Source organism: Protofrankia sp. CiP3, from assembly GCF_917627345.1.
Lineage (GTDB): Bacteria > Actinomycetota > Actinomycetes > Frankiales > Frankiaceae > Protofrankia.
Genome location: NZ_CAKJTM010000050.1, coordinates 13,752 through 31,917, shown reverse-complemented (window position 1 = coordinate 31,917; position 18,166 = coordinate 13,752). Strand labels below are relative to the sequence as shown.

The 18,166-nt window shown below is 69.1% G+C and carries 19 protein-coding genes; 11 read left to right on the top strand and 8 right to left on the bottom strand.

Annotated elements, in window-relative coordinates; all coding sequences use genetic code 11:
* Window positions 1–9: 9 nt before the first annotated feature.
* Window positions 10–348: an SCP2 sterol-binding domain-containing protein gene (locus MJ797_RS16755; protein ID WP_239312127.1), complete on the bottom strand. Its 339-nt coding sequence runs from the start codon at window positions 346–348 to the stop codon at window positions 10–12.
* A 415-nt stretch (window positions 349–763) separates the two neighbouring features.
* Between MJ797_RS16755 and MJ797_RS16750 the strand changes: the two genes are divergently transcribed.
* The 4 genes from MJ797_RS16750 (at window position 764) to recN (ending at window position 4,681) form a co-directional block, all read left to right on the top strand.
* Entirely contained in the window at window positions 764–958 is a 195-nt protein-coding gene (locus MJ797_RS16750; protein WP_239335878.1) for a hypothetical protein, read from the top strand.
* Between the two features lie 20 nt (window positions 959–978).
* A complete protein-coding gene (locus MJ797_RS16745; protein ID WP_239335876.1) occupies window positions 979–1,863 on the top strand; it encodes a TlyA family RNA methyltransferase in 885 nt (294 codons plus the stop codon).
* Window positions 1,860–2,747 carry an NAD kinase gene (locus MJ797_RS16740; protein ID WP_239335873.1) on the top strand — a complete coding sequence of 296 codons (888 nt, stop codon included), beginning with the start codon at window positions 1,860–1,862 and terminating at the stop codon, window positions 2,745–2,747. Before MJ797_RS16745 ends, MJ797_RS16740 begins: the two co-directional genes overlap by 4 nt.
* 98 nt (window positions 2,748–2,845) lie before the next feature.
* Window positions 2,846–4,681, top strand: a complete 1,836-nt coding sequence (gene recN, locus MJ797_RS16735) for a DNA repair protein RecN (RefSeq protein WP_239335907.1) — start codon at window positions 2,846–2,848, stop codon at window positions 4,679–4,681.
* Between the two features lie 46 nt (window positions 4,682–4,727).
* Here the strand turns inward: recN and MJ797_RS16730 are convergent, their stop codons facing one another.
* The 4 genes from MJ797_RS16730 to MJ797_RS16715 form a co-directional block, all read right to left on the bottom strand.
* Window positions 4,728–6,041: a cell wall metabolism sensor histidine kinase WalK gene (locus tag MJ797_RS16730; RefSeq protein ID WP_239335872.1), complete on the bottom strand. Its 1,314-nt coding sequence runs from the start codon at window positions 6,039–6,041 to the stop codon at window positions 4,728–4,730.
* 80 nt (window positions 6,042–6,121) lie between these two features.
* A complete protein-coding gene (locus MJ797_RS16725; RefSeq protein WP_239335871.1) occupies window positions 6,122–6,802 on the bottom strand; it encodes a response regulator transcription factor in 681 nt (226 codons plus the stop codon).
* 75 nt (window positions 6,803–6,877) lie between these two features.
* Window positions 6,878–7,537 carry a DUF2231 domain-containing protein gene (locus MJ797_RS16720; protein WP_239335869.1) on the bottom strand — a complete coding sequence of 220 codons (660 nt, stop codon included), beginning with the start codon at window positions 7,535–7,537 and terminating at the stop codon, window positions 6,878–6,880.
* Between the two features lie 1,215 nt (window positions 7,538–8,752).
* Entirely contained in the window at window positions 8,753–9,067 is a 315-nt protein-coding gene (locus MJ797_RS16715; protein WP_239335867.1) for a hypothetical protein, read from the bottom strand.
* A gap of 296 nt (window positions 9,068–9,363) precedes the next feature.
* Between MJ797_RS16715 and MJ797_RS16710 the strand changes: the two genes are divergently transcribed.
* The 6 genes from MJ797_RS16710 to MJ797_RS16685 all read left to right on the top strand — a co-directional run bounded on the left by MJ797_RS16710 (window position 9,364) and on the right by MJ797_RS16685 (window position 14,283).
* Window positions 9,364–10,497 carry an RNA-guided endonuclease InsQ/TnpB family protein gene (locus MJ797_RS16710; RefSeq protein ID WP_374582416.1) on the top strand — a complete coding sequence of 378 codons (1,134 nt, stop codon included), beginning with the start codon at window positions 9,364–9,366 and terminating at the stop codon, window positions 10,495–10,497.
* Window positions 10,498–10,516: 19 nt separating this feature from the next.
* Entirely contained in the window at window positions 10,517–10,906 is a 390-nt protein-coding gene (locus tag MJ797_RS16705; RefSeq protein WP_239335863.1) for a hypothetical protein, read from the top strand.
* Window positions 10,907–11,014: 108 nt separating this feature from the next.
* The gene (locus MJ797_RS16700) at window positions 11,015–11,275 is read left to right on the top strand and encodes a hypothetical protein (protein WP_239310142.1); all 261 of its coding nucleotides are present in this window, start codon (window positions 11,015–11,017) and stop codon (window positions 11,273–11,275) included.
* Window positions 11,257–11,700, top strand: coding sequence for a PIN domain-containing protein (locus tag MJ797_RS16695; protein ID WP_239310143.1), 444 nt, complete (start codon window positions 11,257–11,259; stop codon window positions 11,698–11,700). The genes MJ797_RS16700 and MJ797_RS16695 overlap by 19 nt, the downstream gene beginning before the upstream one ends.
* 139 nt (window positions 11,701–11,839) lie before the next feature.
* Entirely contained in the window at window positions 11,840–13,591 is a 1,752-nt protein-coding gene (locus MJ797_RS16690; RefSeq protein ID WP_305039730.1) for a CTP synthase, read from the top strand.
* Window positions 13,588–14,283: an NUDIX domain-containing protein gene (locus tag MJ797_RS16685; protein ID WP_239335861.1), complete on the top strand. Its 696-nt coding sequence runs from the start codon at window positions 13,588–13,590 to the stop codon at window positions 14,281–14,283. Before MJ797_RS16690 ends, MJ797_RS16685 begins: the two co-directional genes overlap by 4 nt.
* Before the next feature lie 120 nt (window positions 14,284–14,403).
* On the opposite strand, the gene MJ797_RS16680 is transcribed toward MJ797_RS16685, so the two are convergent.
* Both MJ797_RS16680 and MJ797_RS16675 read right to left on the bottom strand, forming a co-directional pair.
* Window positions 14,404–15,297 (bottom strand): PKD domain-containing protein, encoded by an 894-nt coding sequence (locus MJ797_RS16680; protein WP_239335859.1) that lies wholly within the window; start codon window positions 15,295–15,297, stop codon window positions 14,404–14,406.
* Window positions 15,294–15,920 carry a hypothetical protein gene (locus MJ797_RS16675; RefSeq protein WP_239335857.1) on the bottom strand — a complete coding sequence of 209 codons (627 nt, stop codon included), beginning with the start codon at window positions 15,918–15,920 and terminating at the stop codon, window positions 15,294–15,296. The genes MJ797_RS16680 and MJ797_RS16675 overlap by 4 nt, the downstream gene beginning before the upstream one ends.
* Window positions 15,921–16,261: 341 nt before the next feature.
* On the opposite strand from MJ797_RS16675, the gene MJ797_RS16670 reads away from it, so the two are divergent.
* On the top strand, window positions 16,262–17,227 hold the full coding sequence (locus MJ797_RS16670) for a site-specific tyrosine recombinase XerD (RefSeq protein WP_239335903.1): 966 nt from the start codon (window positions 16,262–16,264) through the stop codon (window positions 17,225–17,227).
* 241 nt (window positions 17,228–17,468) lie between these two features.
* Here the strand turns inward: MJ797_RS16670 and MJ797_RS16665 are convergent, their stop codons facing one another.
* On the bottom strand, window positions 17,469–17,687 hold the full coding sequence (locus MJ797_RS16665; RefSeq protein WP_239310148.1) for a hypothetical protein: 219 nt from the start codon (window positions 17,685–17,687) through the stop codon (window positions 17,469–17,471).
* Window positions 17,688–18,166: the final 479 nt, after the last annotated feature.

The window sequence follows — 18,166 nt, the reverse complement described above, 5'->3', positions numbered from 1 at the left end:
CCGGGCGCTCTAAAGCAGGGAACGCATCCGCAGCAGGTCTCGCAGGCTGGCGTCCACCTTCAGCCGGCCGCTGGACCACGCCGAGCCGAACCGCAGGCTTCCCTCGGTGACGGCGATGAGGTCGTCACTGTTCACCGTGAACGTCACCTGGGCCGTCTCGCATTCGCCCTCGTTGATGTCGAGGACGTTGCCGTCGCGCAGTTCCGCGGAGAAGCTCGTCCCGAGATCGGGTATCCGGCACATGATGGTACGGTCGGGAGCCAGCTCGCGCGTGCGGTCGTTCACCAGATTGTTGAGCTGATCCGCCAGCATGCGCAACGCCGCCGAACACTGCTGCCTGGTCGCCATGCCGGCCAGCTCCTCCTTCCGCCGGTCCGCCGGGCTGTGTCTCGGAGCTGCGGTGTTCCGCATGACCTTTGCGGTCGCCGCCCGTGACCGGACACTGCCACCGGCGGGCGGCTCTCGTACACAGTGACGAGGCGGTAACGATGGTAGGGATGGGCTATCACGGAGAGCCTAGCGCCTGGTCTGCCGATGGCGATGTGTTCGACACGGCTCGTCCGGTGTACCTCGGGTAACCGTCGCCACCGCGAGCGGGATCCAGGCATCCTGGTTCGGACGACAGCGGCGTGCCGCGGGGTGACGGTCCTGCCGTCGCTGTCATGGAAGAGGAACCCCTCATGACTGTGCACCCCGGCGGCGTCCGCCGCTGCGCTCCTCGGTCGCTGGCGCTTCCTGCGATGCTCGCTATGGACGCCGCCTCATGAGTGATGACGTTCCGGATGACGTCCGTGACGCGCTTGCGCGGATGGACCGCCTGCCCACGCTGCCCGTGTCGGCTCACGTCGCTGTCTTCGAGGAGGTCCACGGCCTCCTGGACGGAGTACTCGCGGATCTGGACGGGCCCGCGAGCACGCCGCCTGATCCAGCCGCCAAGCCTGGCCGGCCGCGGGCGTGACCGGGCCGAGGCACGCTGCCATGGTCCGCAGGACGCGGCTGGACCGCGAGCTCGTACGGCGAGGCCTGGTTCGCTCCCGCGAGCAGGCCAGTGAAGCGATCACTGGCGGCCGGGTCCGGGTGAGCGGGCGGCCGGCCACCAAACCCGCGACGATCGTGGATGACACCACGCCTATTGTGATCATTTCTGGGAGTGACCCCGGGTATGCCTCGCGCGGCGCCCACAAACTGCTTGCGGCCCTGTCCACCTTCGCCGGGAACGAGCCGCCGTTGCGGGTTACCGGGCGCCGCTGTCTGGATGCCGGGGCGTCCACCGGTGGTTTCACGGACGTGTTGCTGCGCCACCGTGCGGCCGAGGTCGTCGCGGTGGACGTCGGATACGGCCAGCTGGCGTGGCGGTTGCGGACCGATCGACGGGTCCGGGTGCTGGAGCGCACCAATGTCCGCCACCTCGCCCCCGAGGAAATCGGTGGGCTGGTCGACCTGGTCGTGGCCGATCTGTCGTTCATCTCGCTGCGGCTGGTGCTGCCCGCGCTGCGGGCCTGTGCCCGACCGGAGGCCGACTTTGTCGTCCTGGTCAAGCCACAGTTCGAAGTGGGGCGGGACGGTCTCGGGCCGGGTGGGGTGGTCCGCGACGTGACTGCGCACGCGTGGGCGGTGCGGGAGGTGGCCGCGGCTGGGGCACGGCTGTCGCTCGGTGTCCGTGGGGTTGTCGCGAGTCCGCTGCCCGGCCCCGCGGGCAACGTCGAGTACCTGCTGTGGCTTGCCGGGGAGGCTCCCAGCATGTCCGAGGCGTGGCTCACCGAGGCGATCGCCACCGCGATCGCGGCCGGTCCAGCCGGTCCAGCCGGCGGCGGTGACTGTGGGCCGGGCCTGTCCGGTCAGCCCGGAGAGGTGCACGGGTGAGCCGGGAAGTCCTGGTCGTGACCCATCCCCGCCGTTCGGTGGTGCGTGAGGTCGCCCAGCGTGTCCTGGATCAGTTCGTCGCCGCCGGAGTCGCGCCGCGGGTGCTGCGCGACGAGGCCGACCTGCTCGACCTGCGCTGTGCCAATGTCGTCCCGCCCGACGGGGCCGCGGCGTTCGGGGTCGAGCTTGTCCTCGTTCTCGGCGGGGACGGCAGCCTGCTGCGCGGCGCGGAGCTTGCGCGCGGCGCCGACGCCCCGCTGCTCGGTGTCAACCTCGGCCATGTCGGCTTTCTCGCCGAGGCTGAACCGGACGCGCTGGAGTCCACGGTCGACCATGTCGTCCGCAAGGATTACCAGGTCGAGGAGCGGATGACCGTTGACGTGACGGTTCGCTACCACGGTGAGCCCACGTACCGCGGCTGGGCTCTCAACGAGGTGTCGCTGGAGAAGGTCGATCGGTCCCGGATGCTGGAATGCGTTGTCGAGGTCGACAACCGTCCGCTGTCCCGGTGGGGCTGTGACGGCATGATCTGTTCGACCCCCACCGGATCGACGGCGTACGCGTTCTCGGTCGGCGGCCCGGTCCTGTGGCCGGGCGTCGAGGCCCTGCTGGTCGCGCCGATCAGCGCCCACGCCCTGTTCGCCCGCCCCCTGGTGCTGGCTCCCACCTCGTCGGTCGCCATCGAGGTGCTGCCCTCGACCCCGGCCGTGCTGTCCTGCGACGGGCGGCGCTCGGTGGATGTCGCGGAGCGCTCCCTGGTCGAGGTGACGCGGGGGCGCCGGCCGGTACGGCTCGCCGTGGTGCACCCGCGGCCGTTCACCGACCGGCTGGTGGCCAAGTTCGACCTGCCGGTGACGGGCTGGCGGGGGCGGACGAGGACCTGACGCGGGTGGATGCTTCTTCGCGGCCGGTGCCCGTCGCCGAGGCCGGGATCTCGGGTGCGCCCGTTACCGAGGACGGGACACGCCATAGAGTCACGTCTGTGCTCGAGGAAATTCGCATTCGCGGCCTCGGGGTCATCGACGACGCCGTGCTCGAGCTCGCGCCCGGTCTCACCGTGGTCAGCGGTGAGACCGGCGCTGGCAAGACCATGATTGTCCAGGGGCTCGGGCTTCTCACCGGCGGGCGTGCGGATGCCGGTCTGGTGCGTCCCGGCGCGGGGCGGGCCTTCGTCGACGGACGGCTGGTCACCCCGGCCGGCAGCCCGCTGGCCGAACGGGTCCGGGACGCGGGCGGCGAGTGCGACGACGACAGCCTGCTCATCGGCCGGACCTTGACCGAGGAAGGCCGCTCCCGGGCGCACATCGGCGGTCGGTCCGTCCCGGCCAGTCTCCTCGCCGAGATCACCGACGGGCTGATCGCGGTGCACGGCCAGTCCGACCAGCAACGGTTGCTGCGCGCTGGTGAGCAGCGCGGTGCCCTCGACCGGTTCGCGGGTGCCGCGGTGGAGCGGCCGCTGGTGGCTTACACCGCCGTCTACACGCGATTGCGCAGGGTCTCCAGCCTGCTCGCCGAGATCACCGAACGGGCCCGGGAGCGGTCGGCCGAGGCGGAGATCCTGCGCGGCGGCCTCGCGGAGATCGAACGAGTCGACCCGTATCCCGGCGAGGACGCGGCGGTGGACACCGAGCTGCGCCGGTTGGAACACGCCGAGACGCTGATGCAGGCCGCCAGCGGCGCGCACACGGTGCTGGTGAGCGACCCCGCGGTCGGTGGTGACGATACGCCGGGCGCCGTCGACCTGCTGGGCGCCGCTCATCGGCTGGTCGCCGCGCAGGCGTCCCTCGACCAGGATCTTGCCGATCTGGCTGACCGCCTGCACGAAGTCGGGATGCTGCTCGCCGACGTCGCCGCGGACCTCGCCTCCTACACGGCCGGCGTCGAGTCCGATCCTGGCCGCCTTGCCACCGTGCAGGCCCGCAAGGCGGCCCTTGCGGGCCTTGCCCGAGCGCACGGCACCGATCTGTCGGGGGTCCTGGCATGGGCGGAGCAGGCCGGGCGACGCCTGCTTGAGATCGACTCCGATGGCGACCGGGCCGGGGAACTGGCATCCGAACGAGACCGGCTGGTGGCTGACCTCAGCACGCATGCCACTGAGATCAGCATGGCTCGCCGTGCCGCCGCGGACAGGTTCGCCGCGGCGGTGGCCACCGAGCTTGCGGGGCTGGCGATGCCCAGGGCCCGGGTCGAGGCGGTTGTCTCCCAGCGCGCGGATCCCGCTGGCATACCCGTGGACGGCCAGCTCGTCGCCTATGGGCCGACCGGGGCTGACGAGGTCGAACTGCGCCTGGTGCCGCATCCGGGCGCACCGGCACGCCCGGTGCACAAGGGAGCCTCCGGCGGTGAGCTGTCTCGGATCATGCTGGCCATCGAGGTCGTGCTCGCCACCGCCGACACGACCACGACAATGGTGTTCGACGAGGTCGACACCGGGGTGGGTGGGCGTGCCGCGGTCGAGGTCGGCCGCCGGCTGGCTCGGCTCGCGCGGACCCATCAGGTGATCTGTATCACTCACCTGCCGCAGGTTGCGGCCTTCGCGGACCGGCACCTGGTGGTGACGAAGGCTGACGACGGTTCGGTGACCCGCAGCGGAGTGGTGACGCTCGACGATGCCGGCCGGGTGCGGGAACTGTCCCGGATGCTCGCGGGCGTCGAGGAGAGCGCCCTGGCCCACGGGCATGCTGAGGAGCTGCTCGCCAACGCCGCGGCTGACAAGAAGATTTTCGATAAGAGCGACCGGCAACAGGGACGCGGTGTCGCGGGGCTGGGGCGCGTGCATCGCGCGGCGATGGATGAGGAACTCCGGAACACGCCGTAAGAAGGTCATCGAGGAGCCGCGGTAACGCGGAACCCGCTCTCCGTTCTCACGCATGGGAGTGGCGTCCATCGGTGAAGCGGGCCTGTGCCGCGGCGGACGGGCTGTCGTGCTCCCCGGCCGCCGGGAGGAAGAGCGTGAACGTGGCGCCGCGGCCCACCGCGCCTGCCGCCGTGACCGTCCCGCCGTGGTTCACCGCGATCTCCTGGACGAGCGCCAGGCCGAGACCGAACCGGCGCCGGTCACCGACTTGCTGGCCACGGTGGAAGCGGGTGAAGAGATCGTCAGTGGCGGTTGGCTCGAGCCCCTGCCCGGTATCTGTGATTCGCAGGGTGACGACGTCACTCGGGTTCGCCGGAGTCACTGTCATGGTCACCGATCCGTCGCTTCGGGTGTGCCCGAGCGCGTTGTCCAGCAGCGCGGAGACGGCCCGGCGCAGTGCCGGCTCAGCGCCGAGAACGACCGCGCGACGGTCTGCCTCAGCCGGCATCGCCCTGCCGGCGGCCAGATCGGCGACCGTGACGGTGAGCGTCACGCCCAGTTCGGCGGCATACGCCTGCGCGGTCGCGGCGACCTCGTGCGCGACCCGGCCGAGATCCACCGGGGTTCGCCGGCCGGGGCTGTGCGCGAGTTCGGCGGATACCAGCAGATCCTCGACGATATCCGCGAGCCGGCGGCTGTCCGCGACGATCTCACCCGCCTCGGCGGCGAGAGCGGGCACGCCGGCCTTGCCCGCGGCGCGTTCGAACACCTGGGCGCGGGTGTGCAACAGCGTGAGCGGGGTCCGTAGCTCGTGCGCGGCATCGGCGACGAACTGGCGTTGGCGGCCGAGCGCATCCCGTAGCGGCGCGACCGCACGACGCCCGACCGTGATGCTGACCATCAGGACCGCACCGGCCCCCGAGACGCCCGCGAAGCCGAGGCCGAGTAGCAGCCGGTCGGTCTGTCGGTTCAGGTCACTGAGATCAAACGCCGTCTGGATGATGAGGCTGTCTCGCCGGACGGTGATCATTTTGTAGGTGTCGCCCTGGCCCAGCCGGTGCTGGGAGGACCGGGTGACACCATCCCGGGCGGTCGCATCGATCGAGGCCAGGTCCGCGAGGTTGGCCGGGGCGCCATGGCTTGCCTGCAGCGGTTCGTCCGCCTGACGGAGGAAGAGCGTTATGCCCTCCGGGGGATCGTCGACGTCCTCGGCGCGGGCCGCGGCCGAGCGCAGCTGGCGGTCGACGTCCTGCCGCTGCTCATAGCTGACGATCACATAGGCGACGGTCACGACCATCAGGATCGCCGCCGACACGGCAAGAGCCACCTGGCCGGTGAGCCGGCGGCGGGCCGCCGCCAGCAGCTGGTCATCGGCGCTCATGCCACCCGCGCGCCGGAGCCGTCTGGCACACCGTCCCCGGAACGCGACGGGCGGGGAGTGCCGTGGCCCGCCGATGCGGGTCATCCCCGTTCCCCGAGCCGGTAGCCGACACCGCGGATGGTGCGCACGATCGACCGCCCCAGCTTGCGCCGCAGGTAGTGGACGTAGACGTCGACGACGGACGGATCGGCTTCCGGGAATACCCGGCGGCGCAGCTCGTCACGCTCGAAGATCTGCCCTGGCCTGGTGGCGAGGACGGCGAGCAGTTCGCACTCGCGTTCGGACAGCACCAGCGGGCTGGCATCGGGGAGCCGGACGGACCTGTCGGCCACGTGCAGGCTGCGACCATCAGGCAGGGGGAGGAGGTCCGCTTCCGCGAGATGGACACGGCGCAGCGCCCGCAGCCGAGCGAGGAGCTCGTCGAGGTCGAACGGCTTGCCGAGGTAGTCCTCGGCACCGGCGTCGAGGCCCTGGACCCGGTCGGCGACGGCGGTCCGGGCGGTGAGGACCAGCACCGGAACCGCGACACCGCGCCGACGTAGCGCCCGGAGCAGGTCAATGCCGTCAAGCACGGGCAGGCCCCGGTCGAGGATGGCGACGTCGTAACGGCGGGTCAGGCCGAGATGCAGCCCCTGCTGGCCGTCGGTGGCCAGCTCGACCGCGTAGCCGGACTCCCCGAGGACCCCCGCAAGCAGTCCCGCGAGCGCGCGTTCGTCTTCGACGAGGAGCAGCCGGGGCTGGTGCCCGGCCGGGGCGTTCACCGGATGCAGGACCTCCGTGCGGTCTGGCGGTAGCTCTGACGTCGGGCGGGCGGTCGGGCGGTCAGGCAGATGAGATCATCCGCCGTCCGCGTCGGGGCGGGGCGCGGCGGGGACGGCGGACCACGCGGCCTTGGCGCCAGCGTCGCCGATCCGTACCACCTGTACGACCGTACCGGTCGCGGCGACCACCGCGAGGAGCGTGGCCACGAGCCGCAGCGCGGCCGAATTGCCGGCGGCGGCCGCGGTGGCGGTGGCGGACTGACGCCGTTCCCCACTCGGCTGGCTTGCCGCCGTGCCCGCGGTCCCGGCCGACCGGCTCGCCGCGCCGGCAACGACTGGCACGTCCACAGCCACAGCCACAGCCACAGCCGGCGAGCTGGCCAGCTGTTCCGTCACCGCGGTGGCTTTCCGCAGCCTCCGGTCAAGCCACGTCACGAACACCGAGACGGTGAACAGCCCGAAGACCCACGGCAGGAGCCCGTCCGCGAGTTCCGCGTGCCGGGCGATGAGCGGCGATTCCGGCAGCCGCGCCTCAAGCTGATCACCGGTCGATGTGGTGAGCGGAACCAGTGCGAGCGCAACGGCCGCGAGCCCGAGCGGCAGCGGCCCGAGGCGCCGGTGTAGCGCCGGCCACAGCGCGACCGCGGCCACGACCAGCGCGGCCAGCGGGACGAGCACGGCGGTGGCGTGCACCACCAGTGGATGGGCGGGCAATCCGAAGATCTTCAGGTACATGGCTCCGCGCTTTCGGTCGGCAGGCGGTCGAGGGACGACGGCCCGGCGGCACTGCCGGCACCGTTTCCGACCGAGCCTGCTGGCCCATCCTGAGAACTGTCTTAGAGGGCGTTTGATCTCGATATATCCGCTTTATCGGTTCATATTCTTCTCTTGATTTAGGTTGATTCGCCTGGTATGCGGGGTCCACGGCGGCGATTATTGCGACGTGGACTGTGATCCGCCGTCGGCGTGGCGCGCATAACACCCTGCTTCTAGATCAAAAGGATTTGATGGGGCAAAAACGGCAGTTCGCATCCCGTCGCGCCGGGTGCGAAGCTCGTGATCCTCCTCGAACCTGTGCAAAACCGGCTCGACGGGCTGGAGGACAAAACTGCTTATAGGTCCGCAAATCGGGATCAAACCCTCTCTTAGAGGGTGTTTGATCTGTATCTGTGAGTGTATCAGTATTTTCGTCTTTTAGTCCGTTTAGATGGTTTTGTACAGATTGGAGGAGGATATGGCGCTGTCGTGGGAATGGGCTGAGGGCTCACGGAAGCACGCCATGTACTTCCCCGGACACGTAGTGTTGTCTACTCTGAAGTCGTGGTTTGGAACAAGCGGGGAAATAGCGGCGGCGGAGCGTCGTCGGGCAGTGGCGGCACGAAGCGGGGTGGGAAGGACTACGCCTCGTCTCATTCCGTCGACCGCGGCACGATGACCTGTCCACGCTGTTCGGGCAGCGGAGAGGTGGAACGGGACCACGTTGAGACCGACGGGGACGGCGGTTTCTCTGGTGCTGACCGGATGACCTGCCTGCGCTGCAACGGTCGGGGCACGGTCGCAAGCCGATGACTACCGAGCGGGCGGGTGAACCCGAGCAGATGGTCACAGCGGTCCGGGTGCAGTGCAAGGAGTGCCGACGGGCGCGCGGTGCCGCGCGTGCCCGCGCGAGAAGTAGCGGCGGCGCAAAAGGTGAGCTTCCTGGTGCGGTGGTCGATCGCTGCCCGCACTACGAGACGATCTGGGCGCCTGGTTATGGTCCCGACGCTGAGCCTCCGCCGGACTCGGGATGGTCTGACCGGACGCCGCCAGTTTGATCTCGTTTGACCCTGTTCGAGCCGGCTGCGGTCGCGTACCAGCCCGGCCCGCACGGCCTGCCGACGTAATCGTGCCCATTGCTTCCCAGCCAGTCAGGCCGGTGCGGCGATGACCAGCCATTTCGGGTTTGCGGCGTCAGGCAGGTGCCCGGGACCCGGAGCGGTATGGCGCCCGCTCTTGTGGGTGCGCGGATTCGGTCGCGTTCAGGGCTTCGGTGTGATCAAGGGTTCTGGTCAGGGCGAGCCGTAGCGGTGCGCCCCGCCGGTTGTCCACGATCTTTATCTGGATGCTGAGGAGGGCATACAGGTCCTGGCCCTCCTCCATGGTCGCGGTCGCCAACCGGGTGGCCGCGACAGCCGCCAGGTCCCGGACCGCTTGGACCTGTCGTGAGTGCCTGCTGTAGCCGGTGGATCTCTCCGTCGGCTTTGGTGATCGCGTCGGTGTCGCCACCGCCGTGGGTGGCGATCAGTCCGGCGTGGTCCCCGGCGACCGAGGCCAGATACTCCGGATCGGCGAGGACCGCCCGGACCTGTTCCCACACGGTGGCCTCGGCCAGGTCCGCCACCACGGTGGGCTCGAGGCAGCGGACCCGCCCGGGATGGCTTTTGCCGTAGCGGCAGCGGTACCGCCGCGGTTGATCGGGAAACGTAGCGCGCAGACTCCGTCCTTCAGGGCGGAGTCTGCGCATCAACTCCAGCGTCAAGCTGACACGCAGGGATGCTATCGTGTTAGCCATGGGGTTGAAGATGGTGAAGCGGGCATACCGCTACCGCTTCTACCCGACTCCCGATCAGGTTGCCCAGCTCGCGAGCACCTTCGGCTGTGTCCGCTACGTCTACAACCGGGCGCTCGCCGAACGGCACCGATCTTGGTTTTCCGAACAGCGTCGGGTCACCTACGTGGATACGGCGAAGATGCTCACCGGCTGGAAACAGGAGCCGGGAACAGAGTGGCTCGCCGATGTTTCCAACGTGCCGCTCCAGCAGACGCTGCGCCATCTGCAAACCGCGTACGTGAACTTCTGGCAGAAGCGGGCGAAGTACCCGACCTTCAAGAAGAAGGGGAAGATCACCGACTCGGCGACCTACATGGTCAATGGCTTCTCCTATCGCGGCGGCCAGGTGAAGCTGGCGAAGCAGGATCAGCCGCTGACCATCGCCTGGTCCCGTCCGCTGCCAGAAGGTGCGGTGCCGTCGCAGGTCACAGTGTCACGGAACGCCCGCGGGCAGTACCACATCTCGATCCTGGTCGAGGACACCATCACCACCCTGCCCCCATCGCCGGGACGGGTGGGGATCGACGCGGGCATCACCAGCTTGGCTGCCCTGTCGACCGGGGAGAAGATCACAAACCCGCGGCACGAACGGCGGGACCGGGCCAGGCTCGCCCGCGCCCAGCGGGAACTGGCCCGCAAGGGGAAGGGATCGGCGAACCGGGCGAAGGCCCGACTGAAGGTCGCCCAGATTTACGGGCGTATCGCCGATCGGCGCCGGGACCATCTCCACAAGCTATCCACGAGGATCATCCGCGAGAACCAAACGGTGGTCATCGAGGATCTCACGGTCCGGAACATGGTCCGGAATCACTCACTCGCCCGCGCGATCTCGGATGCGGGCTGGCGGGACCTGCGGACCATGCTGGAGTACAAAGCCAGCTGGTACGGCCGCGAGGTCATCGCGATCGACCGCTGGTATCCGTCATCGAAGACCTGCTCGTCCTGCGGGACGCAGGTCGAATCCCTACCGCTGAACATCCGGGAATGGGTGTGCCGCTCCTGTGGCACTGTCCACGACCGGGACGTCAACGCAGCGAAGAACATTCTGGCCGCGGGGCTCGCGGTGTCTGCCTGTGGAGACGGAGTGAGACCGCCCCGTTCCTAGAGCGAGGAGGCATCTGTTGGTGAAGCAGGAACCCGCACTGCGAGGTGTGGGAATCCCCGGCCTTCAGGCCGGGGAGGAGGTCAACCACACTGACCTGCATGCCCACCAGTTCATGATCAGAAAGGACCGGGTCTGGGTGGTCGACTGGGGCTGGCCGGCACAAGGCGCCGGTTGGGTAGACGCCGCATTCATGGTCATCCGTCTCATCGGCGCCGGACACTCCCCGCAGCAGGCCGAGCAGTGGGCGTCCAGGCTGACCTGCTGGGCTGGCGCCACTGACGACGACCTCAACGCCTTCGCCTGCTACGTGGCCGGGCTGTGGAGCATGCGTGCCGTTCAGTCAGACAACCGCGCCGCTCACAACCGAGCGACCCTGGCACGCAGTTACGCCACGTGGCGCCTGACATAGCTGCCACCAGCAAGGCGCGCGTGAGCCCGTCGCCTGTCGCAAACTTTCTCTACGGTTTTCTAGTGAATTGATCTTGCGATTGCTACTGGAAGTAGCAATAATGACGGCATGGCCGTCACCTCTGCCGCGGAGCCGCCCTTCACCGGGCGTGCGGTCAAACGCAGCACGTCCTTCCCGGAAGACCTGGTCCGTGAGGTCGAGGCGCGTACCGGGCCGCGTGGGTTCTCCGCCGCGGCCACCGAGGCGCTCGCGCATTGGGTCCACATGCGGCAGCTGCAGGAGATCGTCGAGGACTACGAGCACGAGCATGGCCCCCTTGACGTCGACGGGGTGCGGGAGGCTCTGGCCGAATGGCCCGACGCCGACTGAGCACTCCCGGCGGCGGCACCCTGGTGCTGGACTCACAGGGGCTGTCGCTTCTCGCCGACAGGGATGGCGACGTGGTGCGCCGGGTCGAAGCCGCACGGCTTCGTGGTGCGGTGGTGATCGCATCCACGCTTACGCTGGTGGAGGTGCGGCGGCCCGATGATCCACGGCGCGAAGCGCTGGCATGGGCTGCATCCCGTATCCGGATCGTCGCGGTGACCGAGGACATCGCCAAGCGCGCCGCGGCACTCCTCGACGAGACCGGGCTCGACGGCCACCGCTACGCCGTCGATGCAGTCGTGGCCGCGACAGCGCTGGAGCAGCCGCGACCGGTGCTGGTGCTGACGTCCGATCCCGAGGACCTCGCGGTGCTCACCACCGAGCCGGGCGTGCCACCCCAACAGCGGGTCAAGCCGGTCAAGGTCTGAGCCGGTCGAGGTCTGAGCCGGCCGGTGCCGGCATCGGGGATCTGCGCGTGAGCGGGCCGTGGGCGGGGGTGTTACCGTGAAATCCCGTGGACTGGCCAGGTATGGATCCGGCCGGCGATACCCACGGAAGGGTCTCAGCGTGGCGCAGGCGCACGTGACCAGGCACATTTTTGTGACCGGAGGCGTGGCCTCCAGTCTCGGTAAGGGGCTTACCGCCTCCAGCCTCGGTCGTCTCCTCAAGGCACGTGGCCTCCGGGTCACCATGCAGAAGCTCGATCCCTACCTCAACGTCGATCCCGGCACGATGAACCCGTTCCAGCACGGGGAGGTCTTCGTCACCAGCGACGGTGCCGAGACCGACCTCGACATCGGCCACTACGAGCGCTTCCTGGACGTCGACCTCGACGGCAGCGCCAACGTCACCACTGGCCAGGTCTACTCGGAGGTGATCGCCCGCGAACGGCGCGGCGGCTATCTCGGACAGACCGTGCAGGTCGTCCCGCACATCACCGATGAGATCAAGGACCGCATCCGCCGGCTCGCGACCGACGCGGTGGACGTCGTCATCACCGAGGTCGGCGGGACCGTCGGTGACATCGAGTCGTTGCCCTACCTGGAGGCGATCCGGCAGGTCCGCCACGAGGTGGGGCGCGACAACGTCCTGACCGTGCACGTGAGCCTGGTGCCCTACCTGGCCCCTTCGGGGGAGCTCAAGACCAAGCCGACGCAGCACTCGGTGGCCGCGTTGCGCAGCATCGGCCTGCAGCCGGACGCGGTGGTCGCCCGGTCCGACCGCCCGCTGCCGGCCGCGCTCAAGAACAAGATCGCTTTGATGTGTGACGTGGACGACGAGGCTGTGGTCGGCGCGCCGGACGCGGTGTCGATCTATGACATCCCGAAGGTGCTGCACCGTGAGGGGCTCGACGCCTACGCGGTCCGCCGCTTGGGCCTGCCCTTCCGCGATGTCGACTGGACCGAGTGGGACACCCTGCTGCACCGCGTCCACCGCCCGGCCGAGGTGGTCACCGTCGCGATCGTCGGGAAGTACGTCGACCTGCCGGATGCCTACCTGTCGGTGACCGAGGCATTGCGTGCGGGCGGATTCGCGGTGAACACCCGGGTGGAGATCCGCTGGGTGCCCTCGGACTCCTGCTCGTCGCCGGAGAGCACCGCGTCCGCGCTGGACGGTGTGGACGGTGTGCTCGTACCGGGTGGTTTCGGCATCCGCGGGATCGAGGGGAAGATCGAGGCTCTGCGCCACGCGCGGACGAACGCCATCCCGGCGCTTGGGCTGTGCCTGGGCCTGCAGTGCATGGTGATCGAGGCGGCCCGCAACATGGCGGGGCTCACGGGAGCGAACTCGACCGAGTTCGACCCGGACACGCCGCATCCGGTGATCTCCACGATGGCGGACCAGCGGGCGGTGGTCGCCGGTGAGCGGGAGATGGGCGGCACCATGCGTCTGGGCCTCTACCCGTGTGTGCTGGCACCGGGGACGCTGGCCCGGCGGGTGTACGGGGTTGCCGAGGCCGGCGAGCGGCACCGGCATCGCTATGAGGTCAACAACGACTACCGTGATCGGCTTGTCGCCGCCGGGCTGGTGATCTCGGGAACGTCACCGGATGGGCGGCTTGTCGAGGTCGTCGAACTTGCGACCGACAGTAATCCGTTCTATGTGGGAACCCAGGCGCACCCGGAGTTCCGGTCGCGGCCGACCCGCGCCCACCCGTTGTTCGAGGCGTTGGCCGCGGCGGCGGTGGCCCATGCGGAACGGCGCACCGGAGTGCTGCCGGTCGAGGTTTCGGCTGACCTGGCAGCTCACGGGATCGATCCCCTGGACGGGCGCGGAGCGTCTGGTGAACGCAACGGCGAGGAGCTGGTGTCGTCATGACTGCGCATGGTGGTGGTGTAGCGGCGAACGAGCCCGCCGCGGACGTCGTCGACCACGCCGTGGCCTACCGGTCCGCGACCGGGCATCGCTACGAGGTCGTCGAGAGCGAGGTCGCCTTCACCGGACGGATCATCGCGGTACGCCGGGACGCGGTGCGGATGCCGGATGGTGGTGTCTCCCAACGTGATGTCGTCGTGCATCCGGGAGCGGTCGGGGTGGTGGCGCTCGACGAGGCCGACCGGGTGGTGATGGTGCATCAGTACCGCCATCCGGTCCGCCGGCCGCTGTGGGAGCTGCCTGCCGGCATCTTGGACGTGCCCGGGGAACCGCCGGTCGAGGCCGCCGCACGTGAGCTCGCCGAGGAGGCGAACCTCACGGCCGGCCGTTGGGACCTGCTGGTCGACGTCCTCGCGTCGCCGGGCATGACCAACGAGGCGTACCGGCTCTTCCTCGCCCGCGACCTGGCGGCGATTCCCCTGTCAGAGCAGCATGTCCGCGTTCATGAGGAGGCGGACATGCAAGTCACCCGGATAGATCTTGACAGGGCCGTGAGCCAGGTCCTGGAAGGTTCGATCACCAACGCCATGGCTGTTATCGGCCTGCTGGCGGCGGCGACCGCCCGCGCGCACGGGTTCACCCGGCTGCGTCTGGCGGATGCCCCCTGGCCGGACCGTCCCGATCCCGTCGGTTGACTCTGATCCCCGTTGGCTGGCTGTGCGCGCCCGGCGGTGCTCCCACCGGGCATCCGCCGGGCGTTGCGCAGCGTCAGGCCGGCTGGCAGCTACTTGTCGGATCAGGCAGGTGTTTGTCGGTCAGGTGTTGCCGGTGAGGACGCCGCTGGCCTCGTCCACGACAACGGCGGCGTTCGCGGCCAGGGTTACCGGAGCGAGGGGGAACGCCTGCCCGACGCCGGGTACCGCGAACGTCCCCTGCCAGGTCACCGTCAGCGTGATCGGGTAGGTCCCGGGCTGGCGGTAGGCGTGTGCGACGTAGGCCTCCGGGTGTTCCCTGGGCGAGATCGCCGGGTCGAACGGGCGGCCGGGCGAGTCGGGCCCGAATGTCCCGTCGCCGAAGTCCCAGCGGTAGTGAGGCACCGCGCTGATGGTGGCCAGCAGCGGCTGGTCGACGTTGAAGGTGAAGCTCGGCGGCACCGGCGTGTAGAGCACGGTGGGCAGGTTGGCAAAACTTCGCCCGTTCGGCTGGACGACCAGCGTGGGTCTGGGCAGCGCCTGTTCTCGCAGATAGTTGACCAGCGAGGCCTGTACCTGGGCGAGTGTCGGGGCGGCGGCAATAGCTTGCGGGTTGCACAGCGCGTGGGTATCCGCCGCGGCTTCCGGGAAAGCGGCCCAGAGCAGTTGTTCGAAACCGGTTGTCTCCGGGCCGACGTTGCAGAAGTCGAGACGGACAGGGCAGTCCGCGCAGGAGTCCGCCGGTCTGGCGGCCCCGACGGCTGTGGGTACCTTGTGCAGCCGTCCGCCGCTGAAAGCGTAGATGTAGCCGTTGTCGGTGGCGCGGGTGTCGCAGTATCCCCACATGGCCGCGCAGAGGGAACCGGGTTGTGGGTCCGGTGCCGCGTGAGCCGTGGCGGCCGTCGGCAGAAGAACGGCGGCGACCAGGCAGATGACCACTGACAGCCGGCTGATGGTGCCACCGGCCGGGCCTGAGCCGTGGTGGCACCGTGCGCGGTGATCCGGATGTGCCGTCATGACGGCCCCTTGGAGTACAGGAAGTTCTCGATGCGCCAGCCCGCGGTGGTAAGCCACAGCACGGCCGCCGCGGCGCGCGGTGGTTGCGCTGGATAGGTCCGGATGACCTTACCAGCCGTGTCCAGTACCCGAACCGCCCTGATGGCCACGGTCATCTGCGCGGTGATTGCTTTCTCGCCAGCCGGGCCCATGGTCACCGGGCTGACTGCGAGCGGACCGACATCGGTGTGTCCGCCCTGGTTGTGAAAGTTCTGGGTAACCCCGATATCGAGTACACAGGTCTGGCATCCGGGCATGGCCGTTGCGCTCACATCCGCCACGCGTCCTTCCAGACTGGCCCTGTTGATCTCCTCGAAGTATGCGTCGACCGTGGTCAGCGCAGCCTGGGCCGGGTCAGAGGAAGCCGGGGTGGACAGCGTCGCGCTGGGTGCCGTGGCCCCATTGCGGTCGTCCGCCGGTGCCGCGCCGCGCGTCCCGGCCGCGCCCAGCGCCTGCGCCTTGGGTGGAGCCGAGGCGCCGGTCGCGGCATCGCTGCCGCCGCAACCAGCGCTCATCAGGATGAGGAGGGCGGCGGTCGACAGGAGACAGACGGATCGTAACTGTCCGCTTTCTTTCCGCACCATCAGGAGAATAGCCTCAAATCATCATCGATATGGACAGCATCCATGAAACTCGTGGCCGGTGGGTCGCTCGACCCGGGCACGGGCGATCGGCGCGATGTCGGTGGATGTTGTCCGTCGTACACCTACACTCACGTCGATGGTGAGCGCAGACATACCGGATGGTGGCATGGCCGGCGATTCTGCTGTTCGTGACGGCTCTGCTGTTCGTGACGGCTCTGCTGTTCGTGACGGCGGCACAGCCGCTCCTGGCGGCAGCGCCGCCCGTGGCGGCGCCGGTGGCCGTGTGCGTGCCGCCGAGGCGGTGCGCACGGTGCGCATGGTGCGCGGATGACGGTGTGCGGATGAACGCGCAGGCAGACCCGTGGCCCGTGGTTCAGCGCTTCCTCGACCACCTGGAAGGAGAGCGCGGGCTCGCCCGCAACTCCGTTCTCGCCTACCGGCGTGATCTTCGCCGATACCTTGAGCATCTGCGCGCCCGCCAGATTCGGTCACTGGACGACGTTGACGAGTCCGAGGTGGCGGAGTTCGCGGCCGCGCTGCGCGAAGGCAGGCAGGGGCATCCGCCGCTCGCCGCGTCGTCGGTGGCCAGAATGCTGGTCGCGGTCCGGTCGCTGCATCGTTTCGCCGCTCAGGAGGGCGACGTCACCTGTGACGTGTCCCAGCCGGTACGCCCGCCGGCCCCGCCACGCCGGCTGCCCAGAGCACTCACGGTGGACCAGGTGACAGCTGTGCTCGCCGCGGCCTCCGGCCCGGCGGGCAGCGATCCGCTGGAGAGCGGCCGGCGGCTGCGGGCCGTCGCGCTGCTGGAGCTGCTGTACGGCACGGGAGCGCGGATATCGGAAGCCGTGGGTCTCGACGTCGACGACCTTGATCTGGACGGGGCGTCCGTGCGTCTGCAGGGCAAGGGCGGCCGGGCCAGAGTCGTCCCACTCGGCCGGTACGCCGAGGAAGCCCTGTCGGCGTACCTGATCAGGGCCCGACCGGTCCTGGCGAGCCGGCGGGCGTCCCCGGCGGTGTTCCTGTCCCGGCGGGGAACCCGGTTGTCGCGGCAGAGCGCATGGACGGTGCTGCGGACCGCGGCACTCGCGGCCGGAGTGGACGGCGTGTCACCACATGTGCTGCGCCACTCTTTCGCGACGCATCTGCTCGACGGCGGGGCGGACGTCCGGGTCGTGCAGGAACTGCTGGGTCATGCGTCAGTCAGCACGACCCAGATCTACACGCTGGTCACGGTGGACCGGCTGCGCGAGGTGTACGCGACATCGCATCCGCGGGCATTGAGCAGCGAGCGACCGCGGCGGGGCTGATCGAAGGGACACCGACCGAAGGGACGAGATGCCTGCCAGCCGGAAGACAGGCGCTGTCCGCGGGCAGGCGAAAACGGTCGGGTGACGGCGGCTCTCACCGCCACCCGACCGGCGGCACGGCCGCGCGTGCCCGTCGGTCGCCGCCGTCAGCCGAGCGCTCCGTCAGCGCCTGCCGGGCGAGTCCGCTGGGCCTCGCGCAACGCTGACCAGCTGGGGTGACACACGTGGTCCCCTGACAGCTTCAGGACGGGGTGTAGGGCCCCAGACTCGGCATGCCGTTGGAGGGCGCGGGCGCGGGCACGCCCCCCACCCCACCCACGTTCTGGGTGCTGCGTTCGGTGAGAGTCTCACCGACCTTGCGTGCGATCGCCTCCATCAGGCGCAGCGCCTGCGGCAGCGACAGGTTGAGCACCACTTCGCTGTCGTTCGTCATCGCGAAGCGAACCGATACGTCCGCCATTGCTCGACCTCTCCCGCCTGACTCCGTGGATCTTACCGCTGTTCGTGGAATGGAACGGTACGACCCGTCATCGAACGACGCGCGCCCGGGGTTCCCCAGCACGCTATGGGTATCACGCAACGTGATTTCTTGTTCGCGAAGAGTCGCAGCCATGGAGCTGTTTACGTCGTTCACCTTCCGCTACTCCTTTGCCCGTTCGGCACAACTGCATCTTCGAAACGGCTCCGCATCTGCGAAACGACTCCGCCCTCGATGGCTGCCGACCTTCCGCGAAGCGATCAATGTCCGTAGCTGTCGTGTTGTGAAGGCATAGTCCCGCATCCGCCCGCGGGTCGGATGCGGGGGGTGCCTGAGGGTAAATCAGGCCGTACGGCTATCATCACGGATGATCCCGGCGGGTCCGGGCTTAGAGCGCCCGAGGATAGGGCGTTCGATCAGTGAGTGGCTCATCCGCGCCCGGTCCGGCAAGGCGGAGGAGG

What these genes read in the sequence shown, in the direction of transcription:
- MJ797_RS16745 (WP_239335876.1), top strand. Translation starts at nt 979, where the DNA reads ATGGTCCGCAGGACGCGGCTGGACCGCGAGCTCGTACGGCGAGGCCTG.
- MJ797_RS16665 (WP_239310148.1), bottom strand. Translation starts at nt 17,687, where the DNA reads ATGGCGGACGTATCGGTTCGCTTCGCGATGACGAACGACAGCGAAGTG.
- MJ797_RS16680 (WP_239335859.1), bottom strand. Translation starts at nt 15,297, where the DNA reads ATGACGGCACATCCGGATCACCGCGCACGGTGCCACCACGGCTCAGGC.
- MJ797_RS16695 (WP_239310143.1), top strand. Translation starts at nt 11,257, where the DNA reads ATGGCCCGACGCCGACTGAGCACTCCCGGCGGCGGCACCCTGGTGCTG.
- MJ797_RS16750 (WP_239335878.1), top strand. Translation starts at nt 764, where the DNA reads ATGAGTGATGACGTTCCGGATGACGTCCGTGACGCGCTTGCGCGGATG.
- MJ797_RS16755 (WP_239312127.1), bottom strand. Translation starts at nt 348, where the DNA reads ATGGCGACCAGGCAGCAGTGTTCGGCGGCGTTGCGCATGCTGGCGGAT.
- MJ797_RS16720 (WP_239335869.1), bottom strand. Translation starts at nt 7,537, where the DNA reads ATGTACCTGAAGATCTTCGGATTGCCCGCCCATCCACTGGTGGTGCAC.
- MJ797_RS16675 (WP_239335857.1), bottom strand. Translation starts at nt 15,920, where the DNA reads ATGGTGCGGAAAGAAAGCGGACAGTTACGATCCGTCTGTCTCCTGTCG.
- MJ797_RS16670 (WP_239335903.1), top strand. Translation starts at nt 16,262, where the DNA reads ATGAACGCGCAGGCAGACCCGTGGCCCGTGGTTCAGCGCTTCCTCGAC.
- MJ797_RS16730 (WP_239335872.1), bottom strand. Translation starts at nt 6,041, where the DNA reads ATGAGCGCCGATGACCAGCTGCTGGCGGCGGCCCGCCGCCGGCTCACC.
- MJ797_RS16685 (WP_239335861.1), top strand. Translation starts at nt 13,588, where the DNA reads ATGACTGCGCATGGTGGTGGTGTAGCGGCGAACGAGCCCGCCGCGGAC.
- MJ797_RS16710 (WP_374582416.1), top strand. Translation starts at nt 9,364, where the DNA reads ATGGTGAAGCGGGCATACCGCTACCGCTTCTACCCGACTCCCGATCAG.
- MJ797_RS16700 (WP_239310142.1), top strand. Translation starts at nt 11,015, where the DNA reads ATGGCCGTCACCTCTGCCGCGGAGCCGCCCTTCACCGGGCGTGCGGTC.